The 10,660-nt window shown below is 69.4% G+C and carries 9 protein-coding genes and 1 other RNA gene; 7 read left to right on the top strand and 3 right to left on the bottom strand.

The genetic code is table 11. The annotated features are described in order from the left end of the window. Positions 1-346: LPXTG cell wall anchor domain-containing protein (locus tag ACWD3C_RS09710; protein WP_451141919.1), on the top strand; the 346-nt coding region annotated here is incomplete at its 5' end. A gap of 123 nt (positions 347-469) precedes the next feature. On the opposite strand, the gene ACWD3C_RS09705 is transcribed toward ACWD3C_RS09710, so the two are convergent. Next, complete coding sequence (locus ACWD3C_RS09705; protein WP_451141917.1) at positions 470-661, bottom strand: hypothetical protein; 192 nt, start codon at positions 659-661, stop codon at positions 470-472. A 345-nt stretch (positions 662-1,006) separates the two neighbouring features. Here ACWD3C_RS09705 and ftsE point away from each other — a divergent pair, with 345 nt between their 5' ends. The 6 genes from ftsE (at position 1,007) to dacB (ending at position 6,771) form a co-directional block, all read left to right on the top strand. Continuing rightward, on the top strand, positions 1,007-1,696 hold the full coding sequence (gene ftsE / locus ACWD3C_RS09700) for a cell division ATP-binding protein FtsE (protein WP_451141915.1): 690 nt from the start codon (positions 1,007-1,009) through the stop codon (positions 1,694-1,696). Between the two features lie 57 nt (positions 1,697-1,753). Continuing rightward, the gene (ftsX, locus tag ACWD3C_RS09695) at positions 1,754-2,671 is read left to right on the top strand and encodes a permease-like cell division protein FtsX (protein ID WP_451141913.1); all 918 of its coding nucleotides are present in this window, start codon (positions 1,754-1,756) and stop codon (positions 2,669-2,671) included. A gap of 67 nt (positions 2,672-2,738) precedes the next feature. Continuing rightward, entirely contained in the window at positions 2,739-3,935 is a 1,197-nt protein-coding gene (locus ACWD3C_RS09690; protein WP_451141911.1) for a S41 family peptidase, read from the top strand. A gap of 80 nt (positions 3,936-4,015) precedes the next feature. Further along, positions 4,016-4,495, top strand: a complete 480-nt coding sequence (gene smpB, locus ACWD3C_RS09685; RefSeq protein WP_451141909.1) for an SsrA-binding protein SmpB — start codon at positions 4,016-4,018, stop codon at positions 4,493-4,495. A 140-nt stretch (positions 4,496-4,635) separates the two neighbouring features. Next, positions 4,636-5,040, top strand: a transfer-messenger RNA (tmRNA) gene (gene ssrA, locus ACWD3C_RS09680). A 129-nt stretch (positions 5,041-5,169) separates the two neighbouring features. Then, complete coding sequence (gene dacB, locus ACWD3C_RS09675) at positions 5,170-6,771, top strand: D-alanyl-D-alanine carboxypeptidase/D-alanyl-D-alanine endopeptidase (protein WP_451141907.1); 1,602 nt, start codon at positions 5,170-5,172, stop codon at positions 6,769-6,771. A gap of 563 nt (positions 6,772-7,334) precedes the next feature. On the opposite strand, the gene ACWD3C_RS09670 is transcribed toward dacB, so the two are convergent. Then, a complete protein-coding gene (locus tag ACWD3C_RS09670) occupies positions 7,335-8,345 on the bottom strand; it encodes a LacI family DNA-binding transcriptional regulator (protein ID WP_451141905.1) in 1,011 nt (336 codons plus the stop codon). After that, positions 8,345-10,627, bottom strand: a complete 2,283-nt coding sequence (gene yicI, locus ACWD3C_RS09665) for an alpha-xylosidase (RefSeq protein ID WP_451141903.1) — start codon at positions 10,625-10,627, stop codon at positions 8,345-8,347. Before yicI ends, ACWD3C_RS09670 begins: the two co-directional genes overlap by 1 nt. Positions 10,628-10,660 lie beyond the last annotated feature (33 nt).

Genomic DNA, 10,660 nt, shown 5'->3' with positions numbered 1-10,660 from the left:
GGAGGAGCCTCCGGCTGGGGAGGAGCCGCCGGCTGAGGACCCGATTGAGGAGCCCACCGAGGAGGCCCCGGGCGACGACAACGTCGGCAACGGTGGCGGCAACAACAACACCGACCCCGACGGCGGCTCCGACGGTGCCGTCCAGGAGCAGGGCTCCTCGTCGCTGACCGAGACGGGCACGGAGGCCTCCTCCGACACCACCGCCCAGGGTGGCGGCGACGAGCTCGCCGAGACGGGTGCCGCCGAGACCACGTTCCTGCTGATCGGCGCCGCCACGATGATCGCCGGTGGCGTCGGCTTCCGGCTGCTGCCCCGTCTCGTGGCCGGCCGCGGCGCGGCTGCCTGACGGCACGGGCGTACCCGGTAGTACGTAGTACACGTAGTACACACGGCAAGGGCCCGGAGCAGTTCGCTCCGGGCCCTTCTCGTATGCCCTGTCTCGTGTACGCCCTGTGTCGCCCCGCGCCGCCTATGCCGTCTGGTGGGCCAGCAGGGCCACTGCCGCGATCAGTACGGCGAGCAGTGCGATCAGCGTCATCGGGTTCAGCCCCGCCCAGGGGCTCTCCTGCTGCAGCCGCTCTCTGTTGGCACGGCATACGGGGCAGCGACCCTCAGTGACGGGCGCCGCGCAGTTCGCGCACACCAACCGGTCGTACGTCATGCGCCTCGCCCTCCTCGCACCGGCTTTCCATGTACTCAACGCTTCGGGGAACGCGACCGTTCCCCCCTCCACTGTGCCAGGTTCCGCGACGGGGTGCTCCGCGGGTGAGCGGGGCGCTACCGGAGGGGTGGTTTCGGGTGTCTCGCGGCTGCGGCGTGTGTGTGGTTGCTCGCGCCCACGCGGCGGAGCCGCATATGTCACAGCCCCGCGCCCCTTTGGGGCGGCGCCCCCTGCCCCCCGTACAAAAAGGCACAACCCCGACCCATCCCCTACCGGTGCCTGCGCTCTCGTACCCGGTTCGCGTATGGTCACGCTCATCTACCCCCGGCGACTCGTGGTGTACCCGTGATCCGATTCGACAATGTCTCCAAGGTCTACCCCAAGCAGAACCGGCCTGCGCTCAGGGATGTGTCCCTGGAGGTCGAGCGGGGTGAGTTCGTGTTTCTCGTGGGGTCCTCCGGCTCCGGAAAGTCGACCTTCCTGCGGCTGATCCTCAGGGAGGAGCGGACCAGTCAGGGGCAGGTGCACGTCCTGGGGAAGGACCTCGCACGGCTGTCCAACTGGAAGGTTCCGCAGATGCGGCGCCAGCTGGGGACGGTGTTCCAGGACTTCCGGCTGCTGCCGAACAAGACGGTCGGTGAGAACGTCGCGTTCGCGCAGGAGGTCATCGGGAAGTCACGCGGCGAGATCCGGAAGTCGGTGCCTCAGGTGCTCGACCTCGTGGGGCTGGGCGGTAAGGAAGACCGTATGCCCGGTGAGCTCTCCGGTGGTGAGCAGCAGCGGGTCGCCATCGCCCGCGCCTTCGTCAACCGGCCCAAGCTGCTGATCGCGGACGAGCCGACCGGCAACCTCGACCCGCAGACCTCCGTCGGCATCATGAAACTGCTCGACCGGATCAACCGGACGGGCACGACCGTGGTGATGGCGACGCACGACCAGAACATCGTGGACCAGATGCGCAAGCGTGTCATCGAGCTGGAGAAGGGCCGACTCGTCCGCGACCAGGCGCGCGGCGTCTACGGCTACCAGCACTGACCCGCTGTCCCCGCCGTCCCCACCGTCCACGGACCGGAAAGGCCTGAAGAAGACGCCATGCGCGCGCAGTTCGTACTCTCGGAGATCGGTGTCGGTCTCCGCCGCAATCTGACGATGACCTTCGCGGTCATCGTCTCCGTCGGCCTCTCCCTCGCCCTGTTCGGCGGCTCGCTCCTGATGAGCGACCAGGTCAACCAGATGAAGGGCTACTGGTACGACAAGGTCAACGTCTCGATCTTCCTCTGCAACAAGGCCGACGCCGCCTCCGACCCCAACTGCGCCAAGGGAGCGGTCACCACCGAGCAGAAGGAGCAGATCCAGACCGACCTGGACAAGATGTCCATCGTCGAGAGCGTCCAGTACGAGTCCGCGGACGAGGCCTACAAGCACTACAAGGAGCAGTTCGGCGACTCCCCGCTGGCCAGTTCCCTCACTCCGGACCAGATGCAGGAGTCGTACCGCATCAAGCTGGAGGACCCGGAGAAGTACCAGGTCATCGCGAGCGCCTTCAACGGCCGGGACGGCGTGCAGTCCGTGCAGGACCAGAAGGGGCTCCTGGACAACCTCTTCACGCTCCTCAGCTATCTGAACTGGGCCGCGCGCGGTGTGATGTTCATGATGCTCGTCGTGGCGCTGCTGCTGATCGTCAACACGGTGCGCGTCTCGGCGTTCAGCCGTCGTCGTGAGACCGGGATCATGCGGCTCGTGGGCGCGTCCGGCTTCTACATCCAGGCGCCGTTCATCATGGAGGCCTCGGTCGCCGGGCTCATCGGCGGCGGCATCGCGTGCGGGTTCCTGGTTCTCGGGCAGTACTTCGTGATCGACAACGGGGTCGCGCTCTCCGAGAAGCTCCAGCTCATCAACTTCGTCGGCTGGGACTCGGTCCTCACCAAGCTCCCGCTCATCCTCGCCGCGAGTTTTCTGATGCCCGCGTTGGCCGCGTTCTTCGCGTTGCGCAAGTACCTGAAGGTGTGACGCATGCCAAGAGGGCCGTCCGGGCAACCGCCCGTACGGCCCTCTTCGTTGTCCTAGACTCACCGGCATGTCAGGTCGTGACCGGTTCTGCCAGCCCCGCCGCATCCGCCGCGGGGCCGCCCTGACATTGGTCTTCGGATGCGTCCTCGCCACGGGCGCCGCCACCGGCTCGTTCGGCGACCCGGGTGGCCATGACCGGAACCGTACGGACCGGAAGACCGTCGCTTCCCGTTCCTCCGCCCCCACGGGGCGCCACGAGGACGTCGTCGACGCCGCCGCCGAGGCGATGGCCGAGGGCAAGTCCCCGGTCGAGGCGGCCGAGCGGGTCGTGAGCCGCAGCGGGGACCGCTGGGGCGCGGTGTACTCGGAGAGCGAGTACGCGGAGTTCGAGAAGGCCCTCGACGGCCAGTACACCGGCGTCGGACTGTGGGCCCGGCGCGAGCGTGACGGCAGTATAGAAGTCACCCGCGTCCAGACGGGCTCGCCCGCGGCCGCCGCCGGCATTCGCACGGGCGACCGGCTGCTCAGCGTCGACGGCAAGAGCGTCGAGGGCAGGCCCGTCACCGAGGTCGTCTCCTTACTGCGCGGTGAGGCGGAGAACGCCGAGGACTCCGCCGCCGGTACGACCGTCTCCCTGGACCTGCGGCGGGGCACGCGCGCGTGGAGCGAGACCCTGCGCCGGGCCCGCCTCTCCACCGACTCGGTCACCGTCCACCAGCTCTCCGACGGGGTCACCGTCATCAAGGTCGCCGCCTTCACCAAGGGCGCCGGCGACCGCGTCCGGGCCGCCGTCGACGGGTCCCCCGAGAACTCCGGCATCGTCCTCGACCTGCGCGGCAACTCCGGCGGGCTGGTCGCCGAGGCCGTCACCGCCGCCTCCGCCTTCCTCGACGGCGGCCTCGTCGCCACGTACGACGTCGACGGCGACCAGCGGGCCCTGCACGCCGAACCCGGCGGCGACACCACCAGACCCCTGGTCGCGCTGGTCGACGGCGGCACGATGAGCGCGGCCGAGCTGCTCACCGGGGCCCTCCAGGACCGTGGCCGCGCGGTCGTCGCGGGCTCCCGCACCTTCGGCAAGGGTTCGGTCCAGATGCCGAGCCGCCTCCCCGACGGCTCCGTCGCCGAGCTGACCGTCGGCCACTACCGCACCCCCTCCGGCCGCGGCGTCGACGGCCAGGGCATCACCCCCGACCTCGAAGTCGACCAGGACGCCATCGAGCGGGCCGAGACGGTGCTGAGCGGGCTCGGGGACCCGTCGTAGCCGGTCGTGGGCACCCCGGCGCGGTCCCTCGTAATCCACTTCCCGCCCACCCCCTCCGTAGTGCGAAAATGGCCAGCACTATGGCTAAGGAAAAAGGGCGCAAGCTGATCGCGCAGAACAAGAAGGCGCGGCACGACTACCACATCCTCGACACCTACGAGGCCGGCCTGGTCCTCACCGGCACCGAGGTGAAGTCGCTGCGCCAGGGCCGCGCCTCCCTCGTCGACGGCTTCGTGCAGCTCGACGGGCACGAGGCATGGCTGCACAACGTGCACGTCCCGGAGTACAGCCAGGGCACCTGGACCAACCACAGCGCCCGGCGCAAGCGGAAGCTCCTCCTCCACCGGGTCGAGATCGACAAGCTGGAGGCCAAGTCCCAGGAGACGGGTCACACGATCGTGCCCCTCGCCCTGTACTTCAAGGACGGCCGGGCGAAGGTCGAGATCGCGCTCGCCAAGGGCAAGAAGGAGTACGACAAGCGGCAGACCCTGCGGGAGAAGCAGGACCGGCGGGAGGCGGACCGGGCGATGTCGGCGGTACGGCGGAAGCAGCGGGCGTAGGAGCAGGTGTAGGGGCGGGCGTAGGGCCGGCTCCGGTCGCGGGGAATACGCTGGCACGCGCCTGCGTTGGTCACGTACGATGGGACCTGCACCTCACAGCGGGTGCATGGGCCGAAAGGCCCGCTTTGAAAAATCAACATGGGGATGATCGGTTTCGACAGCGGCTGTCGAAGCAGGGGAAGCGTGTCGAGGAAGCGGCCATGATCTCGTAAACCACAGGCCGAAAAAAATAATCGCCACTGTTAAGAGCGATTCTCCCAAGGCGACGCAGTTCGCCCTCGCTGCCTGATCTCAGGTAACGAGGCGACTGCCCCTTACTAGGGGAGTGTCAGCCCGGGGCTGTTCCCGACCCGGATCCTGGCATCAGCTAGGGGACTAAACCTTGATCCCGGTCACGGGGTGAAGAGGGAAATCAAACAGTGACTGGGCCCGTCGGCGACTTGTTCGCGTGATCGCCGGGGCCGAGAAAAGCACAGCGAACTGCACACGGAGAAGCCCTGGTTCCGCACCGTTGGACGCGGGTTCGATTCCCGCCATCTCCACAATTCCCATGTGACAGGGGGCCCGGTGGTCATCACGACCATCGGGCCCCCTGTGTTTTCCGGTCACTGTTTCCGGTCTATCGGCCGACGCCCCCTGTCCCCCGTCCCCGCCGTCCGGGATGCTGCTGAGGCATGAGCAGACCCGTGAGACGAGTCACACCTCAGACCGAGCGCACCAACTCCCGTACCCGCCGCTGGACTTGGGCCGCCGCCCTGGCCCTCGTCGCCGCCACCCTCAGCTGGAGCGCGCCGGCCGGGGCGGACTCCGATGCCAGTGGGCTGCCGGAGGCCGTCGACACGATCCTGGGCGACGCCCGGATGGAGGGCGGCGAGGCGAGCGTGGTGGTCGCCGACGCCCGGACCGGTGACCTCCTCTACGCGCACCAGCCCACCACGCGCCTGATGCCTGCCTCCAACACCAAACTGCCGACCTCCGCCGCCGCGATGGAGATCCTCGGCCCCGACCACCGGTTCACGACCGACGTGCTGGCCACCGGACGGCGGTACGGCTCGACACTCGCCGGAGACCTGTATCTGCGGGGCACCGGAGACCCGACCCTGCTCGCCGCCGACTACGACCGGCTGGCGGCGCGGATCGCCGAGGCGGGGATCAAGCGGGTCGGCGGGCGGCTGATCGCCGACGACACCCGGTTCGACGACCAGCGGCTCGGCCGGTCCTGGGCGGTGGACGACGAGTCCGCGTACTACTCGGCGCAGATCAGCGCGCTCAGCGTCGCGCCGGACACGGACTACGACACCGGCACAGTGATCGTGCAGGTCACCCCGGGTGCGACGGCCGGGGACGAGCCGACGGTCACGGTCACGCCCGACACCGGGTACGTCGACATCGACGTACGGGCCACCACGGTCGCCGCAGGCGGGGCGAACACCCTCGGGGTCGAGCGGGAGCACGGCACGAACACCATCGTGGTCAGCGGGACGACACCCGTCGGGGGTGCCGGGACCAAGGAGTGGGTGGCCGTGTGGGAGCCGACCGGGTACGCGGCCGCCGTCTTCCGGGACGCGCTCACCGCGCACGGGGTGAAGGTCACCGGGCCGACCCGCCTGGGAAGGGCCACACCGACGGCCGCCAGGAAGCTCGCCGAGCACGCCTCGATGCCCCTGAAGGACCTGCTGATCCCCTTCATGAAGTTGTCCAACAACATGCACGCCGAAGCGCTCACCAAGGCCATGGGGTACGAGGTCTCGGGGGAGGGGACCTGGAGCGCCGGGCTCGCGGCGGTCAGCGGTTACCTGAAGGGCGTGGGCGCCGAGCCGGGGAAGATCCGGCAGGTCGACGGTTCCGGACTGTCCCGGATGAACAACTTCCCGGCCGGACAGCTCACCAAGTTGCTCCTCGCCGTGCGCGCCGAGCCCTGGTACGCCGACTGGTACCGCTCACTGCCGGTGGCCTGCGACCCCGACCGGTTCGTCGGCGGCACCCTGCGGTCCCGGATGTGCGGGACGCCCGCCGCGCTCAACGCCCGCGCCAAGACCGGGTCGTTGACGGGGGCCTCGGCCCTGTCCGGGTACGTCACAGACGCCGGGGGACGCGAACTCGTCTTCAGCATCGTCCTCAACAACTATCTGGCCTCGTCCGTGAAGCCGTTGGAGGACGCGATCGTGGAGACGCTCGCGAAGTCGAGTGCCGAGGCGGCGACTTCGACGTCCGTCCGTCGCGTCGGGACGAACGCCGACGTCGAGTGCGCGTGGCGCAAGCCCGCCCGCTGCTGAGCGCCGGTCACTGTGTGTGGATTCCCGCACACCGGGTGTGTTGGAGACGGTAGTCTGACGCCGTGACGTGCCCGATGGGTGCGTCCTCCCTTCACTCCGGGCCCCACCTCGTCGGGGCCCGGCCCGACGAGAGCGGTCCCGGGACCGTGACAGGCCGCCTCACGTCGAAGGGAGGACGCCCCCACATGGGCTGTCACGAGGAGCAGAAACCGACTCTCGTCATGCGGCTGATCCGACTTCTGCCGGAGCGGGCGGCAAAGCACGCGAGGAGGTGGCTGCTCTGGTGGCTCAACAGGTAGCCGGATATCCCCACACGGCCTGGGGACATCCGACGGGCTCCTGTTGAGCCGGGGCCCCGCTCGGAGTTAGCGCTCCGAGCGGGGCCCACCTTCTCTGGTGGCTCAGCAGCTAGCCGGATATCCCCACGGTTCCTGGGGACATCCGACACGCTCCTGTTGAGCTTGGGCCTCCGCCTGAGTAAAGCATTTCCCGCCCAGTGCGGCGCCCTCCGCATCCAAGTACAGCACACCAGCCCCCCACCCGGCAGCACGATCAACGGCTGTTCACGCGATCGTGCGCGGCGCCGTACTCGCCCGCTCCGTCAGCCTCGGCGGCAGCAGCGTCGCCTCCGGTACGGCGGTGCCGGTCAGCTTCTCCATCAGCAGTTCCACGGCCCGCGCCCCCACCTCAGCAGACGGCAACGCGATCGACGTGACCGGCACCCGCAGCGACTCGGCCAGCTCATCCGGGCAGATCGCGGTGACCGACAGGTCACCCGGCACGCGCAGGCCGAGCTGTTCGAAGGCGTCGACGAGAGGTTCGAGGATCGCCTCGTTATGGACGACGACCCCCGTCAACGCGGGCTGCTCCCGCAGCAGTTGCTCGGCGACCGCGCGGGCGGCGGCGGGCGAGGCCTCGCACGGGTGGACGGCGGAGGCGAGGCCGTTCCGGTCGGCGGCGGCCGTGAAACCCTGGACCACGCGTTGCGCGAACGCCGTCTGACGTACGTACACCTCCGGCGGCGACCCGACCAGCGCGACCATCCGGTGCCCGAGCAGCGCCAGATGCTCGACGCACAGTTCACCGGCCGCCTTGAAGTCGAGGTCGATGCAGGTCAGTCCGGAGGGTTCCGAAGGGAACCCGATCAGCACGCTCGGCCGGTCCAGCGCGCGCAGCAACGGCAGCCGGGGGTCGTGGAGCTGGACGTCCATCACGATCAGCGCGTCCACCAGCGCGGTGTCCGCGACCCGTCGCAGCCCGTTCTCGCCCTCCTCCTGGGTGAGCAGCAGCACGTCGTGGTCGTGGCGCCGGGCCGCCGTCACCACCGACACCGCGAACTGCATGACCACCGGTATGTGGACACCGGCCCGCAGCGGCACCACCAGCGCCAGCACGTTCGACTTGCTGCTGGCCAGCGCCCGTGCGCCCGCGTGCGGCCGGTAGCCCAGCTCGCGGATGGACGCCTCGACGCGGGCCCGGGTCTCCTCGGAGATCGGGCGCTTGCCGCTCAGGGCGTAGGAGACGGTGCTGGGTGAGACCCCGGCGTGCCGTGCCACATCAGTGATCTTCACCATCAGCCCAGCTCCACCGTGAGGAACCCGGTCCCGGCCTTCGCCCGCACCTCACGCTCGCCCACGGCCAGCCCCCAGGGCGCCGACGGATCACTGCACGAGGCCCGCAATGTGTCCCCCTCCCGTACGACCGTGAAGGTCAGGTCACCGACGGGCACCGTCACCTGGGCGCCCCGTTCCAGCTCGTACGCCCGCAGCGTGACCCCGTCGGCGTACGCGTAGTCGGGCCGGTCGTCGACGGCGCCCACCGGGAGGACCGACCCCGGCCGCACCAGCAGCGGCACGCTTCTGAAGCCGTGGCGCTCGCGCACCCAGCGGGGCCCGGTGACCGTGCGCCCGCTGAGGAAGTGGGTCCAGGTGCCCTCGGGGACGTAGTACGCCACCTCCCCCTCGTCGCTGAAGACGGGCGCGACCAGCAGATCGGGGCCGAGCATGTACTGCCGTTCCAGATGCGCGCATCCGGGGTCGTCCGGGAACTCCAGGACCATCGCCCGCATCATCGGCACCCCCTCGGCGTGGGCGGCGCGCGCGGCCTCGTAGAGGTACGGCATGAGGCGCAGTTTCAGCCGGGTGAACAGCCGCAGCACGTCCACGGACTCCTCGTCGAACAGCCACGGCACGCGGTAGGAGGAACTGCCGTGCAGGCGGCTGTGGGAGGAGAGGAGCCCGAAGGCGATCCACCGCTTGAACAGCGCGGGCGTCGGCGTCCCCTCGAAACCGCCGATGTCATGGCTCCAGTAGCCGAAGCCGGAGAGCCCCAGCGACAGCCCGCCGCGCAGCGACTCGGCCATCGACTCGTACGTCGCCTCGCAGTCGCCGCCCCAGTGCACGGGGAACCGCTGGCTGCCGACGGTCGCCGAGCGGGCGAAGACGACCGCCTCCTCCTCACCCCTGTGCTTGCGCAGCACGTCGAAGACCGTGCGGTTGTAGAGGTAGGTGTAGTAGTTGTGCATCCGCTCCGGGTCGGAGCCGTCCGCGTACGCCACATCCACCGGCACGCGTTCGCCGAAGTCGGTCTTGAAGCAGTCGACGCCCTGCGCGAGCAGCGCCTCCAGCTTGGCGGCGTACCACTCGCGGGCGGCCGGCGATGTGAAGTCGACCAGCGCCATGCCCGGTTGCCACAGGTCCCACTGCCAGACGCTCCCGTCCGGCCGCCGCAGCAGATGCCCGAGCGCCTTGCCCTCCGCGAAGAGCGGGGAGCGCTGCGCGATGTACGGGTTGATCCACACACAGATGTGCAGACCCCTGCCCTTCAGCCGCTGGAGCATCCCCTCCGGGTCCGGGAACACCCGCGGGTCCCACTGGAAGTCGCACCAGTTGAACTCGCGCATCCAGAAGCAGTCGAAGTGGAAGACGGAGAGCGGGAGTTCGCGCTCCCGCATGCCCTCGATGAAGGACGTCACCGTCGTCTCGTCGTAGGAGGTCGTGAAGGACGTGGACAGCCACAGCCCGAACGACCAGGGAGGCGGGAGGGCCGGGCGGCCGGTGAGGGCCGTGTACTTGCGGAGGATGTCCTTCGGGGTCGGGCCGTAGATGACGTAGTACGTCAACTGCTGTGTCTCGGCGCTGAACTGGACCCGCGACACCGTCTCGGAGCCGACCTCGAACGACACCTTGCCCGGGTGGTCGACGAAGACGCCGTAGCCCGCGTCCGTGAGGTAGAAGGGCACGTTCTTGTACGCCTGCTCGGTGGCCGTACCGCCGTCGGCGTTCCAGATGTCGACGACCTGGCCGTTCTTGACGAGTGGCCCGAAGCGCTCGCCGAGGCCGTAAACGGACGTTCCCACGCCGAGGTTGAGCTGCTCGCGCAGATAGTGGGCGCCGGTCGCGTCCCGCATGATGCCCATGCCCTTGGGGCCGCTGGTGGTGAGGGCGCGGCCGTGGGCGAGGAAGTCGATGTGCCAGGGGCCGGTCCTGCTGACCTTGACCGACAGCGCGCCCGCGGTGAGGGTGGCGTGCTCGTCGTCGTACGAGGTCTGCGGCGTGCTGTGTTCTTCTGGGGGACATCCCCCAGACCCCCGGACCTCGCTCGTGAGGTCGAATTGGGGGCCGCGCGGCTCCTCGCCCTCGAAGTGCGTGAACGTGACGCCGATGACATCCGGCATCGGCGCGTGCGCGCTGATCGTCACGACCGGTCCCTTCAGCAGGTCGCCGCGGTGGCGGATGGGCTGGGTCGGGGCGTGGATCTCCAGTGTGCCGTTCTCGGCGGAGACATCGAGGACCTCGACCGGGTGGGCCGCGGTGACGCCCTCGCGCAGCAGCCAGTAGCCGTCCGTGAACTTCACTTGCCGCCTCCCGGGGTGGCGCTGGGGCTCCGC

The sequence above is a fragment of the Streptomyces sp. NPDC002845 genome (assembly GCF_053591955.1).
Note: the sequence above shows the minus strand (reverse complement) of the source record. Positions and strands in the feature narration are given on the sequence as shown.

Bases quoted from the DNA above. Each gene is read 5' to 3' on its own strand.
- ACWD3C_RS09705 (WP_451141917.1), bottom strand. From the start codon at position 661: ATGACGTACGACCGGTTGGTGTGCGCGAACTGCGCGGCGCCCGTCACT.
- ftsX (WP_451141913.1), top strand. From the start codon at position 1,754: ATGCGCGCGCAGTTCGTACTCTCGGAGATCGGTGTCGGTCTCCGCCGC.
- ACWD3C_RS09690 (WP_451141911.1), top strand. From the start codon at position 2,739: ATGTCAGGTCGTGACCGGTTCTGCCAGCCCCGCCGCATCCGCCGCGGG.
- smpB (WP_451141909.1), top strand. From the start codon at position 4,016: ATGGCTAAGGAAAAAGGGCGCAAGCTGATCGCGCAGAACAAGAAGGCG.
- dacB (WP_451141907.1), top strand. From the start codon at position 5,170: ATGAGCAGACCCGTGAGACGAGTCACACCTCAGACCGAGCGCACCAAC.
- ACWD3C_RS09670 (WP_451141905.1), bottom strand. From the start codon at position 8,345: ATGGTGAAGATCACTGATGTGGCACGGCACGCCGGGGTCTCACCCAGC.